We start from the raw sequence: 21,016 nt of genomic DNA, 5'->3' as shown, positions 1-21,016 counted from the left end.
GTTAGAGTTGGTCGAAGAGCGCGGAGACGTCGATGACGTTGAACGCGCCGTCTCCGTTGAAATCGAAGAACCGACCGTGCTCCTGTACGGCCGCGTCGTTTCGGTTATCGAAGAGCGCGGAGACGTCGATGACGTTGAACTCGCCGTCTCCGTTGACGTCCTCGTAGACGCCGTCGTCGTCCGGGTCGGTCGGCGGGTTACGGTCGGGCCCTATCGCGGGCGGTCCGGACTCGACGGTGACCGTCGTGTTATTGACCGCCGTGACGACGTACGCGTCGTTGTTCTCGTCACCGAGCGCCTGAACGGTCGCACGCACGTCCGTGGTTCCGGCGGCATCGGCGAGGAGCGTCACGTTTGCAATCGCGACCGACCCGTTGTCGGCCGTGTTCGCGGCGCCCGCGGTCACACGGACGGACTCACCGCTGTCGGAGATATTCGCGTTCGAGAACTGCGGGTCGCCGGCGAAGGAGACGTCCTCGACGGTCGCGACCGACGCGTTCGAGACGTGCAGCGTCACGTCGTACGAGCGAACCCCGTCCGTTGCCGGCTGCACGACGACGCTGACGTTCGTCCGCTGGCCGGTCGTCGCGACCGAATCGGACCGGAGGTTCACGGTCGTTCCGGTCTCGTTCGAGACGCTCACGGTGACGGTGTCCGTGTCGGACTTCCCGTCGCCGCTGCGGTCGGTCACGGTCACTTCGTAGGTGTACTCGCCCGGCGTCGTCAGCGTCACCGACCCGCTCGCACCGGACGGCGTCGGGGCGTCACTCGTCGGTGCCGAGACGACCGCCCAGTCGTACGCGAGTTGTTCGCCGTCCGGGTCCGACGAGTCGGTCGCATCGAGCGTCACGTCCGACCCCGCGCGAACTTCGTCGGGCGACGCCGTGACCGAAGCGGTCGGCGCTCTGTTGACGTCTCCGACGGTTACGGTGACGGTGTCCGTGTCGGACTTCCCGTCGCCGCTACGGTCGGTGACCGTCAGCTCGTAGGTGTACTCGCCCGGCGTCGTCAGCGTGACATCCCCGCCGGCGCCCGATGGTGTCGGAGCATTGTCGACGGGAGCAGACTGGACTCGCCAGTCGTACGTGAGGCGCGTCCCTCGGGGTCCGAGGAGTCACTGGCGTCGAGCGTGACCGACTGCCCCTCGTCGAGAGTCGACGGGGACGCCGCGACTTCTGCCGTCGGCCGCTCGTTGACATCTCCAACGATCACCGTGACGGTGCTCGCGTCGGACTTCCCGTCACCGCCGCGGTCGACGACAGTCAGCTCGTAGGTGTATTCGCCCGGCGTCGTCAGCGTGACATCCCCACTGGGGCCCGACGGAATCGGCGGGTCGGCGACGGGGGCAGACAGGACCCGCCACCTGTACGTCAGCGCCTCACCCTCAGGGTCCGAGGAGTCGCTGGCGTCCAGCGTGACCGACTGTCCCTCGTCGATAGTCGACGGCGAGGCCGTGAGCGAAGCGGTCGGTGCCGGGTTCACGTCGGCGACGGTCACGGTGACCGTAGCCGTGTCGGACTTTCCGTCACCGCCGCGGTCGGTCACGGTCACTTCGTAAGTGTACTCGCCCGGTGTCGTCAGCGTCACCGACCCGCTCGCACCGGACGGCGTCGGCGCGTCGCTCGTCGGTGCGGAGCGCACGCGCCACGAGTACGTGAGTTGTTCGCCCTCTGGGTCGGACGAATCGCTCGCGTCCAGCGTGACCGACTGTCCCTCGTCGATAGTCGATGACGAGGCGGTGAGTGAAGCGGTCGGAGCCGGGTTCACGTCGTTGACAGTCACGGTGACGGTGTCCGTGTCGGACTTCCCGTCACCGCCGCGGTCGGTCACGGTCACTTCGTAGGTGTACTCGCCGGGCGTCGTCAGCGTGACATCTCCGCCGGAGCCCGACGGCGTCGGGGCACCGCTCGTCGGCGCGGAGACGACCTCCCACGCGTACGAGAGGCTCGTTCCGTCCGGGTCCGACGACCCGCTCGCGTCTAACGTGACTGACTGGCCCTCGTCGATTTCCGTCGGCGTCGCGGCGAGGTCCGCAGTCGGCTGTTCGTTCGTGTTTTGAACGGTGACGGTGACCGTGTCGCTCGCCGTCGCGCGGCCGTCGTCGGCGGTGACTTCGAACGTCAGCTGACGGCTACTGCTGTCGATTTCGGGCGCTTCGAACGTCACCGAGCTGCCGCTTCCTTCCGCGGTTCCCGGACCGCTCGTCTGCGTCCACGAGTAAGACAGGGAGTCGCCGTTATCGTCGCTCCCAGACGCACGTAGAGTGAACGACCGACCCTCGTTGACCTCGTTCGGGCCTGACGCATGAACCGACGGGCGAGCGTTGACCTCGAACTCGACCGACTCGCCGACGCGGTTCGTCAGCGCTCGGAACCCGTTGTCGTCCTCGACGTACGCCTCGACGCGGTAGTCCCCCGCCGGGAGGTCTAGCTGGAGTTCGCCGCCGCGGTCGGTGTACGTCTCGGTCCCGAAGTCGGTGCCGTCGATACCGGCGACGACCCACGTCGTTCCCGAATAATCGATGCTACCGTCGGGGTCCGTCGAGTCGTAGATATCGAGCGTGACCGTCGCACTGCCGCCCGCGGGTGCCGAGACGACCGACCCCGGTCCATTGATATCCGGGTACGGACGCCTGTTGACGTGGAGCGTCTCGGTCTCCATGACGCTCTGTCCGCTCGAATCGGTGACCCGGAGCGTCACGTCGTAGTCGCCGCCGTCATAGTAGAAGATCTCGATGGATTCCCCGGTGTACTCGTACTGGCCGTCACCGTCGACATCCCACTCGTACGAACTGATGCTATTATCGTCGGTCGCCGAGGCAGTCATTGTGACCATCTCGCCGTTGTTACCGTTTCTATCGGCCGGATTCGGGACCGACGGATCGAAGCTGATGTCGTCAATGACCGGTGGGTCGTCGGATTCGGTAACGTCCACCGTGAACTGCCGCGTGGTATCGGAGGAGTCGTCGGATGCCGCGAATATCTCGATCGGCGGGTCGCCGACTCCGCTTCGGTACTCACTGGGCGTGTACTGCACGTCCTGTTCGTAGTAGCCCGAACTGTTGGTTCGGGCGCTTCCGGACGCCACGAGCGGGTTCGAAATCAGGTCGTCCTCTCTCAGTTCCCACCCCGCGTACGTGTTCGAACCCCAGCCGAACACCGTGACGTCGGTCGTGTCTCCTTCGACGACGGGCGTCTCGACCGAATCGTCGGCGAGGTAGATCGTGCTACTCGTTCTACCCTTGTCGACCGTCGCAGACTCGATATCGTCGCGGAAGGCACCTCGCAACACGGCCGCCTGAAGTTCGACGCCAGGGTCAAGGAACGACTCGTCACTGGCGGCGTCGTCCAGTGCACTGCCCGGAATGCGGATGGTCGTCTCTCCCGAGTCCGACGTGACGGTCTTCGAAGCGACCTGATCGTCCGTGAGTTCAGATCCGTCCTGCTCGAGAATCAGGATGTCATAGGAGCTCTGTCCGGACAGCGAGTAGTCCACAGTAACGTCCACCGGCTGGCCGCTCGCAATCGAATCGACCGGTGCGTCGTACATCGTCGTGTTGACCGACGTGATACTCACCGAACCGGATAGCGCCGCCTCGACCGTCCCGTTCGCCGCCTGGGCTTGGCCGGCCGTATCGTTCGCTTGCGGCGTCGCCGTCTCGTTCGCCGGCGTTTCGGTGGCGTTCGTCTCAGGCGTCTCTGTCTCATTCGGGGACGTGTCCGATTCCGGCGTGTCCGTCTCGTTTACCGGAGTTTCAGTGGTGTTCGTCTCCTCCGGCGATTCTGTCTCGTTCACCGGAGTTTCGGTAGTGTTCGTCTCCTCCGGTGTCTCCGTCTCATTCACCGGAGTTTCGGTAGTGTTCGTCTCCTCCGGTGTCTCCGTCTCGTTCACCGGAGTTTCGGTAGTGTTCGTCTCCGGCGTCTCTGTCTCATTCGCCGGAATTTCAGTGGTGTTCGTCTCCGGAGTCTCCGTCTCATTCACCGGTGTTTCAGTAGTGTTCGACTCCGGATTCTCCGTCTCGTTCACCGGAGTCGAAGAATCAGGTGTCTCGTTGTGTTCGGACTCCCCCTCCAAATCTTGCGACTCGTCAGTCTGGTTTACTGGCGTCGTAATTTGATTCGGAGTCGAATCCGATTCGTTAGAAAGCGATGAGTTAGTTGTTGTCGAAGAGGAGAGCGACGAGTTGGTCGTATTTGTCGGTGATGACTGTGTTGCGTTCGAGCTGTTCTGCGTATGTACCACGCCCTGTCCGGCGCCGTTGTCCGCGAGGTTCGCTGACTGCACAGAATCCGCCGGAGCCGCGGCAACGACAGTCGGTGAGACGAAACCGACGACTCCCCCGGAAAGAACAATTGCTGCGAGTATGAGCGAAACGGTACCCTGCCAGAGCGTTTTATACCCGCTGGTCATGGTTGACTAAATACATTTTGGCCGATATAAATGTCAGGGTGTGTCCACATACTGCACACAAACGAACCCCGAGAACGACGGAGCGTGCCCGGGGCACGGCCCGCACGCTCTCGACTGCACCGAAAACAGGCGACTGAGTTGGAGCAGCGAACAGCGGGAGGTCGCACGTCAGCGGTCGCTACCGCGTCGTCTCACCGCTCTCCGCTTCCGAACTCGCTCGACAGGATTCCGGGGAGGTCGACCAGCCAACTGACCGCCGCACAGACGACCATCACGCCGACCGCGGCAATGTAGCCCCAGACGGTGACTGCGTCGAGCACGAAATCGATAGCGACGAAACCGGAGAGGATGACGGTTCCGCAGACCGCCGCCGCGACGACGACGACCAGCGCGCCGTACGCCCGCACTGGATTGTTCACCATACGCGAAACGTATAGCCTCACTAACATAAACGTGAAGGCCACGCATCCTCGTGTCGGAAACAACAGCGACTACCCGGTAACGACGCCGGTATTGGTGAGTCCGCGGAGATGCGAGGCGTGCACTCACGGTCGGTTCCGGAGCCAAGAAAGTGGCCAGTAGCCTCGGTAGTGGTGGTGGGTCTACGGAAGGAACACCGAGGCGCAACTATCCTGACCAGATACAAATCTCTGAGACGTTCGTAAATACGCGTCGGAGATTCTGTACGTCTGCTTTTCACGCTGTCACGCCCCCGTGATAGGTCTCCGGTCGCGGCGACACGCGCCGAAACCGAGATACCGTGGTCCAGTCGACCGTCGCGGAGTTGGGTTCAACGACGCGTTTTCGGGTCCGCGTCCGAGCCGGGAGCGCCCCAATGACTCGAACCCCCCGCACCGGCGCGGCCTGTACCGACCGAGGTATTTTTCATTGACACGTTCGATGGCGTAGGTATGGTCCCCCAGTCACCGACGGGCATCGAAACGATTCCGAGCATCGAAGGCCGCCCCGTGTACACCGCCTCGGGGAACCGGTTGGGCGAGGCCGTCGACCTCTGTGTCGACCTCGACGCCGACCGCGTGACCGCGCTTCTCGTCTCGGTCGAAGACCCGCCTGAGGGAATGGAAGTCGGGCCGCGGGGGATTCGGGTCCCGTTCAGGTCCGTTCGGGGGATGGCCGACATCATCGTCCTGACGGGCGACCCCGGTATCGAAGCCGCCGACTGATTCGAACACCGGTTTTCGACCGTCCACGCGGCCAACGAGCACATATGTTGATATACTCTGCACGACGACCGTATAGCGGGCGGTCGTGTTGGTCAGGATGTGGACAGCACGATTGCCCAGCCACGGGGCCCGTCCCGCCTGCACGCCTCTGACAGCCGGTTGGGCCCCAACCGTTCAGGCCGCGAGTCGCGAGGTCCGCGACCCGCACTGACGGTTGAGAGACGCAAACACTGTTGTAGATACGTTGATACGAGTGGGTCGAGTAGGCGACGTATGAGCCTCTACGAGTCGATTTACGAGTTCGTCGGTGAGCACGAGACGCTCCGGTCGGTCAGCCACTACGAGGGGATGACGGTGCTTCTGACCGAGACGCGACTCGTCCAGATTCGACACGACGGCGAGCAGGCGACCCCGGAGGAAGTCCGGGAGGTGCGAACGATACAGCTTAACCGCCCTATCTTCGCCGGCTGTTCGGTCGAACTCGAATCGGACCGGACCGTCGTCGGCTTCCACGACAGCGCCGGCGAGACGGTTCGACTGGTCACGCTCCCCGTCCGCGACTTCGAGTTCGCGGCGACGTTCTCGGCCGTCGTCGGCGACGCGGAAGCCGGCGCGCCCTTCATCGAGCGGTAGTCAGGTCAGTCGACTGGGTCGGCGACGAAGGTGAACCCGGACGCGCTCGATGTCGTGACAATTTATTTACGTGATAACGACGAACGGTCGAGCGACGTGGAACGCCCCGATCGCTGTGCTTACAAGCACGTCTTCGACGTCGTCGACGAGACGGGTGCCGACGAATCGCCATCGGTGTGGCGGTGTCCGCACCCCGCGAGCGGTGCGGCCGACCGCTGTCTCTTTCACCGTCCGGTGGGCGAAACGCGGCCCGCGGCCGTCACCGAGGCGCTCCGCGAGACGGTTACCGACCCCGAACGGCCGTCGGTGTTCGTCGGCGGATCGTTCGAACGCATCGACCTCGCAGGGCTGACGCTCGCCGACGACGCGCCGCTTGACTTCCGCGGCGCGATGGTGAAAGGAGATATCGACCTGCGCGACGCGGCGCTCGGCGGCGCGCTCCGACTCAACCGCGTCTCGGTCGGGGGCGCGGTGTGCATGCAGCGACTCGACGCGCCCGCGACGGTCGTCTGTCGCAACCTGCAGGTCGGGGACCAATGGGTGCTCTGCGGGGCGCGCTTCGGCGACCGATTCGACGCGACCGGCTTCAGCGCGGGGGCGGTCGTGGCGACCGGGACACGCTTCGAGGGCGGGGCGACGTTCCGGAAGGGCGTCGTCGACGACGGCGTGTCGCTCGCGAAGGCTCATTTCGGCGGGCCGGCGTGGTTCTCTCACACCCGACTGGGCGGTCGCCTCGACCTCGGGAACGTCGCGTGCGACCGTCGGCTCTCCCTCGCGCACTGCCGTGTTCGTGGGAGCATCGTCGCCACGTCGGCGACCGTCGGCGGCGGCCTCTCGCTCGAACACCTGACGGTCGACGGCGAGCTCGACGCACCCCGACTCACCGTGGGCGGCGGCATCGACGCGACGAGCGCCGGGTTCGGCGGTCCGGTCGACTGCACGGGACTCACCGCCCGCGACGGCTCCGTCGACTTCACGCACAGCGCGTTCAGCGGCCCGGTTTCCTTCGACAACGCGACCGTCGAGGGACGGGTGCTCCGCTTCCGGAGCGCGCGGTTCGAGTCGGGACCGGCGTCGTTCGTCCGCGCGACCGTGACCGGCGGCCTCGACCTCTCCGACGCGGTCTGTTCGGCCGACTCGCCGGTTCGCGTTGTCGAAACCACGGTCGGCGGGAGCGTCGTCTGCGACCACGCGCGCTTCGGCGACGAGGTGTTCTGTTCGGGCGTCCGCGTCGCGCGCGACGTGGACTTCTCCGACTGCACCGTCAAGTCGCTCGTCTTCGGGGTGGAAATCGAGGGTCGACTGGACTTCGCGTACACGCACGTGACGGACGCCGCGGCCTTCGGCGACACCGTCGTCCGCGGGCCCGCTCGGTTCACCAGCGCGCGGTTCGACGCGGACCCCACGCTCACCGAGGCGACCCTCGACGACACGGTTGCGGCCTACGACATGTCCGTCGAACCCGCCGGCGGGCAGTAGCGACTCGGCGGACAGTGACGGTGCGCCGGCGGGTCGTGGCGGGGCGTCGGTTCGGACGCCGGCGGCGGTACGAACCCCGAACCCGGCGAACATTATATGTCGCGCCGGAGAGTGGTCTGAGGCATGTCGAGTGACGGGCAGAACACCCTCATCGCCCTCTACCGGCGGTACGTCGACGCCGACCCCGACGAGACGACCGTCTACGCGGGCTTCGCGCTGTTCTTTACGGCTATCGGACTGCTCGCCGTCGCGCTCGCGGCGGTGGTGTGGAGCGGCGGCATCCCGCCCGAGAACATCTTCAAGTACGAACTCCGCGAGGTCGCGGGCGTCACCGGCGCGCTCGGGATTCCCCTCCTCCTCGTCTCAGTCGTGGTCCTGCTTCCCTCCCAGTACCGGTTCCCGACGGTCCTCGCGGGCGCGGGGCTCCTCGTCTGCGCGGTCGCCGTCGTCCAGTTCGTCGGCGCGTACCCCCACAACTGGAACGTCTCCGCGAGCGCCGACCAGAGCGGCCGCATCGTCGGCATCTACTCGCTCGGCGCGGTAGCGGTCGTCGCCGCCAGCGGCACGTCGCTCGTCGGCTTCCAACTCGCCCGTGCGAGGACCAGCGGCCCCGCCGCGGGCGGGAGCGACGCGGAGACCGACACGGCCGACGACGGAGAGGACGAGGAAGCCGTCTCCGCGCAGGTCCGCCGCGACATGGACGAGGCGATGTCGAACACCGAACTGTCGTGGGGCGGCGTCCGCAAGACCGAGACCACCCGCCTGAAGCTCGATACCTCTGCCGTTGACGACGTGGACCGGGCGAGCTTCGAGAACGCCAAGGTGACCGAGACGCGCGGCGGCGGGGTCGACGACGCGGTCGCCGGGCTGCAGGGACTCCGCGGCGGGAAGAAGGACACGGCGGTCGGCGACAGCACGGACGACCAAGCCGCCGCGCTGGCCGAACTTCGGAAGCAACAGCAGGCGGAGGCCGAACGCGAGGACTCCGAGGGAGTGGTCGACCGAATTCGCGGACTGTTCTCCTGAGTCGTCGCGGGACGCCGGGCTATCGGTTCGGCGTTGGATTCATTGGCGGAAGTGAATGTCAAAACCGCATACAGATTTATGCGACAGCCCTGCGACGCGTGAGGTATGGCGAAAGGCCTTGACGTAGGTACCATGAACATCCTGTCCGCGAGCCAGGATGGGAGTGAGACCGTATTTGTCCAGCAGCGAAACTCGTTCGTCGAAATCGACTACAGCGACATGGCGGAGCAGATGCTCTCGCGGAGCGACGTGCTCCACATCCGCAAGGACGACAAGGTGTACGTCGTCGGCGACGACGCGCTCAACTTCGCGAACATCTTCGGCAAGGAGACGCGCCGGCCGATGCAACACGGCATCCTCTCCAGCGAGGAGTCCTCCGCGATTCCGATGATTAAGCTCATCATCGAGCAGGTCGTCGGCTCGCCCTCCCGGCCGAACGAGCGCCTGTTCTATTCGAGTCCGGCGGACCCCATCGACTCCGACCTCTCGACGCTGTATCACGACAAGACGCTCGAATCGATGCTCGGCGACATGGGCTACGACCCCGAACCCATCAACGAGGGGATGGCGGTCATCTACAGCGAACTCGCCGACAACAACTTCACCGGCCTCGGCGTCTCCTTCGGCGCGGGCATGACGAACATCTGTCTGGCGTACTACGCGGTGCCGGTCATGCAGTTCTCCATCGCCCGCGGCGGCGACTGGATCGACCAGCAGACCGCCCAGGCCACCGGCACGGCCGTCGACAAGGTCACGTCCATCAAGGAAGACGACTTCCAACTCGACTTCCGCACGGACGTCGGCGGCGTCGAGGGCGCGCTCTCGATTTACTACGAGAACCTCCTCGACTACGTCATCGAGAACATCGAACGCGAGGTCGACGAGGAGGACATCGAAGAGGGCCTCGACGTGCCCGTCGTCGTCACCGGCGGCACCTCCAGTCCCGACGGCTTCGAGGAGCTGTTCGAACACCACCTCGAAGACTCGACGATTCCGTTCTCCGTCAACGAGGTCCGGAGCATCGACCGACCCCTGTACAGCGTCGCCCGCGGGTCGCTCGTCGCCGCTCGCTCCGAAGAGGAGTCCGACGGGAGCGCCTCCGAACCCGAACCGGAACCCGAAGCAGAAGCCGCGCCGGAATCGAACTGAGCGCCGACCCGAACTGACGCACCCGACCGGACAGTACGTCACGACCGAGGTCGACGCGTCGCCGGGAGCGCGCGAGCGAGCGCGTTACTCGTCTCCCGTGCGATCCCCGGGGTCGCCGTCCTCCCCGTTTTTGCGCTGGTAGTCGCTGGACTCGCGGTCAGCGGCGTCGCTGTCACCCGACTCGTCGACCTCGATGGCTCCGGAGTCAGCGACGCCTTCAGTCGCGTCGCTCTCGTCGGTGACGGCGGCGGCTTCTCCGTTGGCGGCGTCAGCCTCGTCGCCCTCGGGTTCGGACTCGTTATCGTCGTCAGCGGACTCGTTGTCGCCGTCTTCGTCTCCAGCCGCCACACCCTCGTCGCGCCCGCGCGCCCCGCGGACCGCCCGTGCGTGAAAGCGGGCTATCGCGTCGTCCCACGACTCCCGGCTCGGCGCGTCGCGCTCGTGGACCGTCTCGACGCCGACGAAGCCGCACCGCTCGCAGTAGCGCGCCGCGCGACCGTCGAGCGAGAGCGTCGAGAGGGGCTGTGAACACCGCGGACAGGTCATGCAGTTTGCCGGTGATTCTCGCCCGGGTCGTATAGAACTACCCCGTCGACGGCGGCGCGCCCGAAGAGCGTGTGACAGTCCGCTAACAGAAGATTCACCACTGATGGCGTGTCACAGGGAGACGATGAAGGTCCTTTGCTTCGGAGTGGGACAAGCGGGTGGGAACGTCCTCGACGCCCTCCTTCGGTACGAACAGCGCACGAACGCCGACTACGTCGTCGACGCGGTGGCGTACAACACCGCGTCGACGGACCTCCGCGGCCTCGACTTCGTCCCCGAGGAGAACCGCATCCTCTTCGGCGCGGACGAGGTGAGCGGCCACGGCGTCGGCGCGGACAACGAACTCGCCGCCGAACTCGCCGAGCGCGACAGCCGACAGCTCCTCCGCGGCACCGACGGGTCGCCGACCTCCACGGCCGACGCGTTTCTCATCTTCGCCGGGCTCGGCGGCGGCACGGGCAGCGGGGCGGCGCCCGTGCTCGCAAAGCACCTCCGGCGCATCTACGAACAGCCCATCTACGGCGTCGGCATCCTCCCCGCCGCCGACGAGGGCGCGCTCTACTCGCGCAACGCCGCGCGGTCGCTCAAGACGTTCGTGGACGTGACGGACCACGTGTTCGCGTTCGACAACGGGGCGTGGGCGAAAAGCGGCGAGGACGTCGCGGCGGCCCACGACACGATGAACGAGGAGCTCGTGCGACGGCTCGGCATCCTCTTCGCCTCGGGCGAGGTGAGCGAGTCGGGGACGGTCGGCGAGAGCGTCGTCGACTCCTCGGAGGTCATCAACACCCTCCGCGGCGGCGGCATCTCGACTATCGGTTACGCGGCGAGCGAACTCCCCGAGAACGACGACAGCGGCGGTTTCAGCATCAAAGGACTGCTGGGCGGGGGGTCGTCGTCGGTGGACGAACTCGACTCCATCAACCGCATCACGACCCAGACGCGGAAGGCGGTGCTCGGTCGGCTCACCCTCCCGTGCGACGTCGGCTCCGCGTCCCGCGGACTGGTCGTCGTCAGCGGCCCGCCCGAGTGGCTCAACCGGAAGGCCATCGAGCGGAGTCGGACGTGGGTCGAAGAGCAGACCGGGAGCATGGAGGTCCGTGGCGGCGACTACCCGCTCCCCGAGTCGAACCACGTCGGCGTGCTCGTCCTCCTCGGCGACGTGTCGCGGAGCGACCGCGTGTCCGAAATCCAATCGACCGCCGTCGAGGCCGAGCAAGACCGTCGAGACCGGGAGACCGGCGGCGACGGCGGTGACGACGACGCGGAGGCAGTCGCCGACGAACGCCTCGACACGTTGTTTTAACCCGGTCGCGTCGCAGACCGCCGCCGGAGCGGGAGTGCGGCCGGCGGCGATTCGTTCCGGAGAAAGTGTCAAATACTCTCTCGGTGAACAGCTAGGTGCGTGTCTGAGACAAGCATAGCGGCGACGCCGCGCATCCTCGCGTACGGCCCGCAACCCGCGGGGTCGGCGATGGCACAGTCCGACGTGGACGTGGAGTTCGTGGAGTCGAACCAAGAGTTGTTCGAACGGTTGACCGCGGCACCGGCCCATCTCGTCATCTGCCTCCACGCCCCGCCGATGTTCGACGGCGTCGAGGCGGTCAAGGGTATCCGGCGGTTCGACGCGACGGTCCCGGTGGTGCTGGCGTCGCGGATACAGAATACGATGCTCAACCTCCAGGCGGTACAGTCGCAGGTCACCTGGAGCGTGAACCTCGCGGGCGAGGGTCCCATCGAGGAGGCGCTGTCAGACCTCGTCAGCGACGCGAGCGAGTGGTTAGAGCGGCAAGCGGAGTAATACAGCGACCCAGCCAGAACGGTTAGTGGTCGGTCGACGGGAAGACGAAGGGCTCCGGCGTCGACTTTTCGTCGTCGGCCGCGTCGTCACCCGGGATCGACACCCGTTCGAGTTCGTTCTGTACGGCCCACAACCGCTCGAAGAGTCGGTCGAACTCGTCGTCCGCGTCGTCCGGGAGGTCGCGAGCGCACTCCCACAGGAGTTCCTCGGCGTGGTCGACGTGGGCCGTCGCCCGGTCGAGTGCGTCGCTGGACCGTCGTGCCGATGTGTGTTCCGCCATGACAGGAGATACGACACCGGGGAGCATAGTCGTTTCAGTAGTTGTAATACAAATAACTTTGTTACACCTATGCAAGAGATTGTTCTTCAGATTGACAATCAGAACCATTTATATATTCGAAGCGACTGTGTCCAATCGGATGCAGCACCGTACAGAGTAACCCCTCGGACGCATCCACTTGACCGAACTCATCCCCCCTTCCCCCCTTCCCCTTTAGGTTCGGTCACCCCCCTTCGTGGGGCGTAACTAACTGTTCCCGGGAGCCGCAGCCGTCGGACGAGGAGCCCGGCCGATCGAACCGCCGACAGTCGGTGTGTACAAGGCGCTCCACGTCTTACAGACTAGTAGGCTCTGGAGACCGTCGCATGAATCAGAATCTCTGGTACGCCGGCGTCCTCATCGCGGTGCTCGGCGTCACCCTCGCCGCGGTTCCGACGGGCAGTTTTAGTTCGGTCTCCGGACAGCGACCGGTCGACGTCTCCGTCGTCGACGATGACCGAGCCCTCGTCGCGCTCGAACCGACCGGCGAAGTTGTGACGAGTCCCAGCCGCGGCAACACCGTGGCGGTCGGGTCAATCGTGAACAACCTCGACAGCGACGTGACCGTCGAGTACAGCGCCCGCCTGGACGTGAGCGCACTCTCGCTCGCGCAGTCGGGCGGCTCTCCGACGCTCGGACGGGGCGGCGAACACCAACTCACAGCCTACTGTCAACGGCCGAACGCCGGGAGCGGCGTGACCACGCTCGTCGTCGAAGTCGATTCCGCGCAGGCGGACGGCGTCTCTATCTCCGGTGCGACGCTCGAAGCGCGAGTCGAGTACGATTGCACGGGCGGGAACGGCGGCGGTAACCCCGGGAACGGCGGCGGCAATCCCGGGAACGGTGGTGACAACGACGGCGGAGACAGCGGCGACGGCACCCCCACGGGGCCGTCGGACGGCGTCGCGTACGTCGACGGCGACGGAGACATCGCCTACGACGACGGCGAGCGCGTCCTGACCGAACAGGAGGTCGCGACGTTCGACGACGAGGACGCGGTGCTCGTCGTCGGGACCGACAACGGCACCATCGACAACGGGTGGCGCGCTATCGACATCTCGGCCAAGCGCGTCGTCGTCACGCACACGACGTTCACGAGCGGCGATTCGGTCGATATCGACGCGGAGACGAGCATCGAATTCACCGACGTGACGGTCGTCTCCGACTGGGGAGCGGCGACCCTCTCGGGCGAGTCGATTACCCTCCGTCGGTCGACGATAGACGCCAAAAACGGGAAGATAGCACTCGCGGCCGACGGCGGGACGCTCGACGTGCGCGAGAGCACGGTCCGAGGGAAGAACGACAAGGTCGAACTGACTGGAGAGACGATTCAGGCCGGGAGCGCGACCATCCGGAACACGAACGACGAAATCGAACTCGCAGCCGACGACGGTCCCGTGAACGTCACGGGAGCGACGCTCGATAACCAGAACGGCAAGGTCACCGTCTCCGGCGAGTCAGTTCAGGCCCGCGGCGCGACCATCAGCGCGCGAAACGGGAAAATCGAACTCGCGGCCGACGACGGTTCGGTGGACATCCGCGACGCGAGCCTCCAGAACCAGAACCGCGACATCGAGGTGAGCGGGGAGCGGTGTCGGCGCGGAACGCCTCGATTACGGTCGTCAACGGACAGATTTCGCTCGACGCCGCCGACGGCCTCCTCGACATCGAGGACGCGACGGTCCACGGGGAGAAACAGATTGACCTCACTGGCGAGCGCGTCGGTGCCGCGGGCGCGTCCATCGAGACGAAGAACGCCCAAATCGAACTCCAGTCGGGGACCGGCGACGTGACGCTCGACGGCGCGACGGTCGAGACGAAGAACGCGCAGATTACCGTCGAATCCGCGGGCGAACTCCGCGCGAACGAGAGCGTCTTCGAGACGACGAACGCGGACGTGTCGCTTTCGGCCGACGGCGACGTGTTCCTCCGTGACGCCGACCTGCGCACCACGAACGCGGAAATCACCGTCGAACTCGGCGACGCGTCGGCGACGCTCTCGGTCGACGGCCTCGAAGTCGAAGACCGAGACGACATCCTCGACTACGACCCCGGTGGCGCGGGAGTGACCGGAACGCCGAGCGCCGGACAGGTTCGCGGGTAGTCGAAGTCGGGAGCGCCGGACGTGGCAGGCTGCCGGCCTTCAGCGCACTCACAGATACTTGCGTCTGAACTGCTCGATGAGCGAGACGTTCCGGCCCGTCGAGCGCAACCGAATCGGACCGAGACCGAGCGCGACGATGCTCACGAGGAGCGTCACGAACGCCAACACGGCGTCGATAGCCGCGATTGCAAGGATAGGGTGGACCTCGTGTAAGCCGAGGATGACTGTCTGCGGGAGCACGGGAACGTACAGCTGCTCGCGTATTTCGCGGTCGTACGCGCCGGTCTGGTTCGGTGCTTGGATGGTGAGCGTCGTGTTTCGCGAGCCCTTCCCGGAGACCACGAACACGGACTGACCGAAGGAGACACCCGGGTCACGGGATTCGAGGACAGTAATAATCGGGACGTAGCCGTTGTTCGTCAGCGTGTAGTCGATGACCGTCGTCTCGCCGACGCCGACGACGAGCGGGTTCTCGTTCGGCGACTCGGAGCTCACGATGGTCAGTTCGGTCGGCCCCGACCCGAGAACCATACTCAGCGTCGCGGGCGTGACGACGATGACGACGAGCAGGAAGAGAACGACGCCGCTCGTGTAGTAGTCCGGGCGGCGACGGTTGTGCGAACTCTGTTTGCGCCCGCCACCGGAGCCGTCGAACACGAGGCTCAGCGCGATGAGAATCCCGCCGATGGCGACGAGGAACATGGGCGAGGGCTCCCCGTCGGCGGCGCTCTCGAACCCCGGCAGGCTCCCGATGAGGTCGAACGCGCCGGTCGCAAGCCCGTTTACCGCCCCCACGACGGCACCGAGTTGCGGAATGACGACGACGTTCCCGTTTACCTGCAGCGCCTCGGCGACGATTTGCGAGCGCTTGACCGGCGGCTCGACGCTCTCTTGGTCGGTGAAGGGGTTGGCGTCGCCGCGCGTGATGTACCCCTCTTCGGTCCACCTGACCACCCGGTGGGTCGTCAGCCCGCCGCCGTGGAGTTCGCGCGCGTTAAACACGACCACGTCGCCGGATTCGGGGTCTTCGAGGAGAATCGACGGGACCGCGACGAACCCGTCGCCGGGCTCCATCGTCGGTGCCATGCTCCCCGTCTCGACGTAGCCGAGGAGCACCGGCTGGCCGAGCGCCTGCCCGAACAGGAGCGCGACGACGGCGAGGACGAGGAGTCCGAGCACCGCGTATTCGAGGACGTCGCTGAGTTTCACGGCGTGTGTGAAACACTACGTGTGAACCCGTAATTAGCTATCGCCGTCTCGTCCGCCACACATCACGACGTGGGGTGACCATCGGTTCCGGTGTGCTAGTATGTCGTGTCCAATGGTGGCATGTTTCAGATTATGTGTTACCGAGAGTCATGAAAAGCGACCCACAAATATCGAGTTCGAACGGAAATCGACAGACTACGAGCCGATTTCGCTGTCTTAAACCCTCGCTTGAGCGCCGAAAATGCCCCCTGAAAGGTGGGCTTGAACGGGGGTCGTCGGGGAGAAAGCCGGGCTTGTCGAACGGAACGACGACCGAGAACTCGTTCAAGCACCGGAATACAAAGTGGGTAGGTCCTGATGGAAGAGATAACGACGCAGTCACCTGTGTCAGGGAGAACACAACCATGGCAATCAACAGACGCAACATCTTGATCGGACTCGGAGCGCTCGTCGGCGGCGGCGGCGCACTCGTGGGAACGGGCGCCTTTACGACCGTGAGTGCGGCGCGTGAAGTGAGCGTGGACACGGCAGGCGACGCGAACGCCTACCTCACCATTGAAGGCGACGACAACTACGTCAGCAACGACAACAGCGACACGCTGACCATCAATCTCGGTGGCGCGGACGACTCCACCGACCGCGGCTTCAACCAGAACGCAGTCACGACGCTCTCTGACGTTGTCACCATCACGAACAATTCGGCCGACGGGACCGGGGCGACGGTCGGCGTGTCGACCGACGCACCAAGCAACAGTCCGACGGCGTCCGGAAACGCATCGTTCGTCTTCGGCGACGGGAGCTATAACGAAGTCGCCGTCGTGACATTCTACGTGGGCGACGCCAGCACCGATGCAATCGGCTCCGGCAGCACGGTCGACTTGAGTAGCGGCAGCTCCGCGGCGCTCGACGTCGAAATCGACACGACGGACTCGACACTGAACAACGCGGGTTCTATCGACGCCGACCCGTCGCTGACCATCGTCGCGACCGAGCAGTCGTCGTGAAGAGCTTCGAACCAGCCGCAATGACCCACTCGACAACTAACACACTCCAATCATAGAACACGACACAATGAAACGACGCACCGTTATCACCGCGATTGGAACGCTCGCAGTCGGAACCGGGACGGTCCTCGGGACGGGCGCGACCGAAGTGCTCTCGTCGAACGAAGACGGGAGTTTCCGCGTCGTCTCGCCGGGGGCGGACATCTCCATTACGGTTCCGGACAACCCGGGAAGCGACGTTACGACGTTCCCCGACGCGGGGACGAGCGACGGGAACATCGACTTCGAGGCCCTCGAACCGGACGAACTTCCCAAGGTCCACGTCATCGACCGGTCGAGCACGCTCACCGGCGATATGGTCGAGATTCAGGTCGCCGTTGAAGCGGACCAGATCACGGGCCTCGGGAATATCCTGGATATCACGAACAACAACTCAGACGACGACTACTACGTCGGCTTCGAGTTCACCACGCTCGGCACGGCTGTCACCGACGGTGGCATCACGGAACAAGAGGCGTACACCGCCTTCCAGTTCAAACACGGCAGTTCGACGGAGCAGACCGTCTCAACAGATACGTCGTCCGATTCCACCGAACCGGCGAACTACGTTGCGGTCTCCCCGCTCGGGACCGAGTCCGTCAGGCTTGACGTGGACACGACGGCGAGTAGCATCGAAGACGCCCTCTCACCTGGCGACTTCGGGAACAACAGCAAGAGCATCACGCTCATCGACGAAGTGACCGCGGTCGCGACACAGACCGACCCGAGCGCGTAGCGCTCCGGGAGAACACGAGACAGAGAACCAATGCCCACACGCCGCCAGACCCTCTTTCTCCTCAGCAATTTCTTCATCGTCGGCGGCGTTCTCGGCGTCAGCGCCACGACGACGACCCAATCGACGTCGGGAGCGAGCTTTCGCATCGTCGCGCCCGACTACCTCTCTCTCACGGCGACGAACGACCCGCCGATTCACGTCGAGACGGACGCCTCGGGGTACGTGACGCGGCTCACCCCCGGCGGCGACGAGAATGGCGTCAACAAGCGCGCCATCACGCGTTTCGAGGACATCGTCAGCCTCACCAACGTCAGCGAGGTGGACCTCGACGGCGTCTACTTCGAGTTCGACGTGACGAGCGACTCGCTTTCGGACTCGACGCTCGAAGACGTCGAGGCGGCACTCCAAGTCACCGCCGGAGACGAGGTGCTCGCCCCGGGAACGGACGGAGACGACCTCCTCGACGTGAGCCCGGCGGTATCGGGGTCAGAGGGAGTCCTCGAACCGGGCGAGTCGGTCCCGTTCGGCCTCCAACTCAACCTCATCCCGTGGACCGGACCGAGCACGCTGGAGGACCTTCCGGACCCCGGGACGTACAATGCCACGCTGCGGATTCACGTCGAGCGAGAGTCGTCGAGCTCCGGCGACTAATCGGGCTGGTGCCGTCCGTACGCCGGCGAGGCGGTATCTGTGCGGCCGCTGACAGCAGAGGAACTATGTGCGGCGGGGCAGTATCGACGGTCGAGAGATGAGTCCCAGCGGTGCCGGCGGGTTGCTCGGCCGCGCGTCAGCCTCGAATACCGACGACGGCGGCGAGGACGACGACGCGCTGACGCGCGACGAGATCTTCGACCTGATGAGCAACCACCGCCGTCGATACACCCTCCACTACTGCAAGCGAGCCGACGGCTCGGTCGAGCTCTCGGACCTCGCAGAGCAGGTCGCGGCGTGGGAACAGGACAAGGAGATTCCGGACCTGACCTCCGCCGAGCGAAAGACCGTTTACACATCGCTCCAGCAGACGCACCTGCCGCGGCTCGAACAGGCCGGCGTCCTCCGCTATGACCGGGGCGAAGTCGAACTCACGGAGCGCATGGAGCGCCTCGATATCTACATGGATATCGTCCCCGAGAACTCGGTTCCGTGGGGGGTGTACTACCTCGGCCTGTCGGTCCTGTCGAGTCTCATCGTGGCGGCCCTGTGGGCCGACGTGCTCCCGACGGGGACGGTTCCGCTTCTCGCCTACCCGACCGTCATCGTCGCAGCGTTCGGCCTCTCGGCGGCGTACCACGCCGTGACGAACCGACGCTACCAGTTCGAAAACCTCGAACGGCCGCCGTAGGGCGGTCACGTTCGAAGGGCCGGCTCAGAGATTGAGCCACGCGTGCGTGTTGGTCTCGTCGAGCGAGTAGTAGTAGATCTCGCTGCTGTCGATGACGGCGTACGTCTCGATTTCGGGGTCGAAGATGACGCGACGGTTCGTGTCGATGGCCACGTCGACGAGGTCTTCGAGGGTGAGAATCGAGATGTACGGCTTGTTCGCGTCCGTCGGGAACTCGCCGCGGGAGATCCACTCCTCGTGACGACTGTGTGAGATTTTCGTGCGGAGTTCCTCGGGGTCGCTTCGGTACTCGGTGCGGATGACGAGGCCCGCGAGTCCGAACAGCACCAGCGCGGCCGCGGCGAGTCCGCCGTACTCGACGGGGGTCGACGGTTGCGTCACGCTCCGCGCGACGGTCGTCGAGTGCCGCCGGTCGTCGGCCAGCGACCGTTCGAGGTAGTAGGCCCGCCCAGAGAACACGAGCGGCGTGCTCGCTTCGAGCGTCCCGCTGTACGAGCCCGTCTGGTACGTCACCGTGAGGTTGAGACTCGTCCTGAACTGCCCGACGCCGCCGGTCTCGGTCCGCTTTTGCTGGAGGTCGCGGTCGAGCGCGGAGACGTTGAGTACGGGCGCGTTGACGGCGGTTCCGTTGGTGACGGTCGTCCGGTCGTCCACGAGGACGGTCTCGTTCTCGTAGAACGGCGAGCCGTCTCGGACGCCGACGGTGCGAAGGACCAATCGCTGGGTGACGTTGACCGATTGATTCGCTGGCACGTCGGTGTGAACGCGGAACGACACGTCGGGCGAAATCGTCATGAAGTAGATAGAGCGGTTCTCCAGCGTCGATCCACGCTCGTAGAGCGTCGTGTCCTGGGTGACGACCGCCCGCGTGTCGACGCCGGTCTCGACCGATTGCACGTTCGTCTCTTCGGTCACCGTCTGGGTCGTCGGCGTGAGAAAGACGTAGCCGGCGGCGACCAGACACGCGACGCCCGCGATGGCGAGGACGGCGACCAGCACCCGAGCCTGCTGCGTGACGAAGAGCTCAAGGCGGTCGTCAAATCCCATTATCGAGAGGGGAACGCGGCACTCGCGGGACGTTCATGCGGCCAGATAAGTCGAGGCGCAAGAAAACTTTTGTCCTAGCGACCGATAGGTTTTGTGAGGCAGTACAGAACATGGCCTCCGACCCCGTCGACAACGACCCAGCGGACGAGAGTCCGTCGTCGTTCGAAGCCTGGCTGGACCAGCGAATGAGCGAGACCGGTAAATCGCGTGACCAGTTGTGCCAAGAGTTGCTCGCGTCGCACTGGCAACTCAACGAAATCACGGAACTGCTGGGTCGAGACAGCCCCGCCTCGGACGGGAGACCCGGCGAGGCGAAGCGCGCAACGCGCTCGCCGTCCAGAGATGATACGGAACCGAACAAGCCCGTGAGCGACGACGAACTAGCCGAGGTCCTTGAACTCATCGAGGGGCTCGAAGCGGAGGTCGAGACGGAAGCACAGCGGCGCGCGCGCCTCGAACAGTCGGTTCAGACGCTCACGACGCGACTGGACGAGGTCGATGCCGAACTCGACGAGGTAGAAGCCGCGCTCGACGATGTCGAGGACCTGCCGGCCGAACTCGACGCGGTCGAATCCACCCTCCGCGAGCGACACCAAACGCTCGACGCGCGGTTCGACGACGAGTTCGAGAACCTCCAGACGATTCTCGAGCACCTCGTCGAGACCGACGACCGCGTCGAGACGAAGCTCAAGGAGATAGAGACGCAGTACGGGGCCGAGATACGGGAGATACGCGCCGAGCGCGAGCAGCTGAGGCGGGTGAAACAGGCCGCAAAGGAGGCCGATACCCACGAGGGAGACTGCGAACACTGCGGAGAGACCATCGACCTCGCGCTGCTCACCAGTCCGGAGTGTCCGAACTGTCAGCGCCCGCTACACGGCGTCGAAAAAGAGACCAAGTGGCTCGTGCTCACCGACTACACCGTGACGGTCGCGAGTAGCGACGGGGGCACGCGGCGCGCGTCGGAAGCGACCGCTCGCCCCGACGG

General features: G+C 65.2%; 20 protein-coding genes and 1 pseudogene. 14 read left to right on the top strand and 7 right to left on the bottom strand.

The window, feature by feature from the left end:
• Nucleotide 1: 1 nt before the first annotated feature.
• The 3 genes and pseudogenes from ATB1_RS08685 to ATB1_RS08670 form a co-directional block, all read right to left on the bottom strand.
• A pseudogene (locus ATB1_RS08685) lies at nt 2–1,039 on the bottom strand (PKD domain-containing protein); the annotation flags it as partial.
• Nucleotides 1,009–3,549 (bottom strand): PKD domain-containing protein, encoded by a 2,541-nt coding sequence (locus ATB1_RS19860; RefSeq protein ID WP_394324768.1) that lies wholly within the window; start codon nt 3,547–3,549, stop codon nt 1,009–1,011. The gene ATB1_RS19860 and the pseudogene ATB1_RS08685, both read right to left, overlap by 31 nt.
• Nucleotides 3,550–4,601: 1,052 nt before the next feature.
• Nucleotides 4,602–4,832 (bottom strand): hypothetical protein, encoded by a 231-nt coding sequence (locus ATB1_RS08670; RefSeq protein ID WP_042663332.1) that lies wholly within the window; start codon nt 4,830–4,832, stop codon nt 4,602–4,604.
• Nucleotides 4,833–5,321: 489 nt separating this feature from the next.
• Between ATB1_RS08670 and ATB1_RS08665 the strand changes: the two genes are divergently transcribed.
• The 5 genes from ATB1_RS08665 to ATB1_RS08645 all read left to right on the top strand — a co-directional run bounded on the left by ATB1_RS08665 (nt 5,322) and on the right by ATB1_RS08645 (nt 9,881).
• Nucleotides 5,322–5,594, top strand: coding sequence for a PRC-barrel domain-containing protein (locus ATB1_RS08665; RefSeq protein WP_042663331.1), 273 nt, complete (start codon nt 5,322–5,324; stop codon nt 5,592–5,594).
• Nucleotides 5,595–5,867: 273 nt separating this feature from the next.
• Nucleotides 5,868–6,227, top strand: a complete 360-nt coding sequence (locus ATB1_RS08660; protein ID WP_042663329.1) for a hypothetical protein — start codon at nt 5,868–5,870, stop codon at nt 6,225–6,227.
• A gap of 96 nt (nt 6,228–6,323) precedes the next feature.
• Entirely contained in the window at nt 6,324–7,706 is a 1,383-nt protein-coding gene (locus tag ATB1_RS08655) for a pentapeptide repeat-containing protein (RefSeq protein WP_042663347.1), read from the top strand.
• 123 nt (nt 7,707–7,829) lie between these two features.
• Entirely contained in the window at nt 7,830–8,732 is a 903-nt protein-coding gene (locus ATB1_RS08650; RefSeq protein ID WP_042663327.1) for a hypothetical protein, read from the top strand.
• A 132-nt stretch (nt 8,733–8,864) separates the two neighbouring features.
• On the top strand, nt 8,865–9,881 hold the full coding sequence (locus ATB1_RS08645) for a cell division protein FtsA (protein WP_042663325.1): 1,017 nt from the start codon (nt 8,865–8,867) through the stop codon (nt 9,879–9,881).
• A gap of 84 nt (nt 9,882–9,965) precedes the next feature.
• Here the strand turns inward: ATB1_RS08645 and ATB1_RS08640 are convergent, their stop codons facing one another.
• Complete coding sequence (locus tag ATB1_RS08640) at nt 9,966–10,427, bottom strand: zinc finger domain-containing protein (RefSeq protein ID WP_042663324.1); 462 nt, start codon at nt 10,425–10,427, stop codon at nt 9,966–9,968.
• Between the two features lie 124 nt (nt 10,428–10,551).
• Here ATB1_RS08640 and ATB1_RS08635 point away from each other — a divergent pair, with 124 nt between their 5' ends.
• Both ATB1_RS08635 and ATB1_RS08630 read left to right on the top strand, forming a co-directional pair.
• Entirely contained in the window at nt 10,552–11,733 is a 1,182-nt protein-coding gene (locus ATB1_RS08635; protein ID WP_042663323.1) for a tubulin/FtsZ family protein, read from the top strand.
• A gap of 99 nt (nt 11,734–11,832) precedes the next feature.
• On the top strand, nt 11,833–12,228 hold the full coding sequence (locus ATB1_RS08630) for a histidine kinase (protein WP_042663321.1): 396 nt from the start codon (nt 11,833–11,835) through the stop codon (nt 12,226–12,228).
• A gap of 22 nt (nt 12,229–12,250) precedes the next feature.
• On the opposite strand, the gene ATB1_RS08625 is transcribed toward ATB1_RS08630, so the two are convergent.
• A complete protein-coding gene (locus ATB1_RS08625) occupies nt 12,251–12,508 on the bottom strand; it encodes a hypothetical protein (RefSeq protein ID WP_042663319.1) in 258 nt (85 codons plus the stop codon).
• Nucleotides 12,509–12,873: 365 nt separating this feature from the next.
• Here ATB1_RS08625 and ATB1_RS08620 point away from each other — a divergent pair, with 365 nt between their 5' ends.
• The gene (locus tag ATB1_RS08620; protein ID WP_241768157.1) at nt 12,874–14,340 is read left to right on the top strand and encodes a hypothetical protein; all 1,467 of its coding nucleotides are present in this window, start codon (nt 12,874–12,876) and stop codon (nt 14,338–14,340) included.
• Nucleotides 14,337–14,651, top strand: coding sequence for a hypothetical protein (locus ATB1_RS23155; RefSeq protein WP_241768156.1), 315 nt, complete (start codon nt 14,337–14,339; stop codon nt 14,649–14,651). The genes ATB1_RS08620 and ATB1_RS23155 overlap by 4 nt, the downstream gene beginning before the upstream one ends.
• 48 nt (nt 14,652–14,699) lie before the next feature.
• Here the strand turns inward: ATB1_RS23155 and ATB1_RS08615 are convergent, their stop codons facing one another.
• A complete protein-coding gene (locus ATB1_RS08615; RefSeq protein WP_042663317.1) occupies nt 14,700–15,860 on the bottom strand; it encodes a signal peptidase I in 1,161 nt (386 codons plus the stop codon).
• A 404-nt stretch (nt 15,861–16,264) separates the two neighbouring features.
• On the opposite strand from ATB1_RS08615, the gene ATB1_RS08610 reads away from it, so the two are divergent.
• The 4 genes from ATB1_RS08610 (at nt 16,265) to ATB1_RS08595 (ending at nt 18,981) form a co-directional block, all read left to right on the top strand.
• Complete coding sequence (locus tag ATB1_RS08610) at nt 16,265–16,864, top strand: hypothetical protein (RefSeq protein ID WP_042663315.1); 600 nt, start codon at nt 16,265–16,267, stop codon at nt 16,862–16,864.
• Between the two features lie 67 nt (nt 16,865–16,931).
• Nucleotides 16,932–17,639 (top strand): hypothetical protein, encoded by a 708-nt coding sequence (locus tag ATB1_RS08605; RefSeq protein WP_042663313.1) that lies wholly within the window; start codon nt 16,932–16,934, stop codon nt 17,637–17,639.
• A gap of 30 nt (nt 17,640–17,669) precedes the next feature.
• Nucleotides 17,670–18,290 carry a hypothetical protein gene (locus ATB1_RS08600; RefSeq protein ID WP_042663312.1) on the top strand — a complete coding sequence of 207 codons (621 nt, stop codon included), beginning with the start codon at nt 17,670–17,672 and terminating at the stop codon, nt 18,288–18,290.
• A gap of 97 nt (nt 18,291–18,387) precedes the next feature.
• Complete coding sequence (locus ATB1_RS08595; protein WP_198526066.1) at nt 18,388–18,981, top strand: hypothetical protein; 594 nt, start codon at nt 18,388–18,390, stop codon at nt 18,979–18,981.
• Nucleotides 18,982–19,005: 24 nt separating this feature from the next.
• Here ATB1_RS08595 and ATB1_RS08590 read toward each other — a convergent pair whose 3' ends face one another.
• Nucleotides 19,006–20,028 carry a DUF5305 domain-containing protein gene (locus ATB1_RS08590; RefSeq protein ID WP_042663311.1) on the bottom strand — a complete coding sequence of 341 codons (1,023 nt, stop codon included), beginning with the start codon at nt 20,026–20,028 and terminating at the stop codon, nt 19,006–19,008.
• Nucleotides 20,029–20,138: 110 nt separating this feature from the next.
• Between ATB1_RS08590 and ATB1_RS08585 the strand changes: the two genes are divergently transcribed.
• The coding region (locus ATB1_RS08585) for a hypothetical protein (RefSeq protein WP_042663309.1) at nt 20,139–21,016 on the top strand (878 nt) is incomplete at its 3' end.

This window comes from Haloferax sp. ATB1 (assembly GCF_000730175.1).
This window is presented reverse-complemented; position numbering and strand designations above follow the sequence as displayed.

Excerpts from the sequence above, each read along its gene's own strand:
- ATB1_RS19860 (WP_394324768.1), bottom strand. The coding sequence starts at position 3,549 with ATGTACGACGCACCGGTCGATTCGATTGCGAGCGGCCAGCCGGTGGAC.
- ATB1_RS08670 (WP_042663332.1), bottom strand. The coding sequence starts at position 4,832 with ATGGTGAACAATCCAGTGCGGGCGTACGGCGCGCTGGTCGTCGTCGTC.
- ATB1_RS08645 (WP_042663325.1), top strand. The coding sequence starts at position 8,865 with ATGAACATCCTGTCCGCGAGCCAGGATGGGAGTGAGACCGTATTTGTC.
- ATB1_RS08625 (WP_042663319.1), bottom strand. The coding sequence starts at position 12,508 with ATGGCGGAACACACATCGGCACGACGGTCCAGCGACGCACTCGACCGG.
- ATB1_RS08595 (WP_198526066.1), top strand. The coding sequence starts at position 18,388 with ATGAGTCCCAGCGGTGCCGGCGGGTTGCTCGGCCGCGCGTCAGCCTCG.
- ATB1_RS08610 (WP_042663315.1), top strand. The coding sequence starts at position 16,265 with ATGGCAATCAACAGACGCAACATCTTGATCGGACTCGGAGCGCTCGTC.
- ATB1_RS08660 (WP_042663329.1), top strand. The coding sequence starts at position 5,868 with ATGAGCCTCTACGAGTCGATTTACGAGTTCGTCGGTGAGCACGAGACG.
- ATB1_RS08665 (WP_042663331.1), top strand. The coding sequence starts at position 5,322 with ATGGTCCCCCAGTCACCGACGGGCATCGAAACGATTCCGAGCATCGAA.
- ATB1_RS08635 (WP_042663323.1), top strand. The coding sequence starts at position 10,552 with ATGAAGGTCCTTTGCTTCGGAGTGGGACAAGCGGGTGGGAACGTCCTC.
- ATB1_RS08600 (WP_042663312.1), top strand. The coding sequence starts at position 17,670 with ATGCCCACACGCCGCCAGACCCTCTTTCTCCTCAGCAATTTCTTCATC.
- ATB1_RS08605 (WP_042663313.1), top strand. The coding sequence starts at position 16,932 with ATGAAACGACGCACCGTTATCACCGCGATTGGAACGCTCGCAGTCGGA.
- ATB1_RS08590 (WP_042663311.1), bottom strand. The coding sequence starts at position 20,028 with ATGGGATTTGACGACCGCCTTGAGCTCTTCGTCACGCAGCAGGCTCGG.
- ATB1_RS08650 (WP_042663327.1), top strand. The coding sequence starts at position 7,830 with ATGTCGAGTGACGGGCAGAACACCCTCATCGCCCTCTACCGGCGGTAC.
- ATB1_RS08620 (WP_241768157.1), top strand. The coding sequence starts at position 12,874 with ATGAATCAGAATCTCTGGTACGCCGGCGTCCTCATCGCGGTGCTCGGC.
- ATB1_RS08640 (WP_042663324.1), bottom strand. The coding sequence starts at position 10,427 with ATGACCTGTCCGCGGTGTTCACAGCCCCTCTCGACGCTCTCGCTCGAC.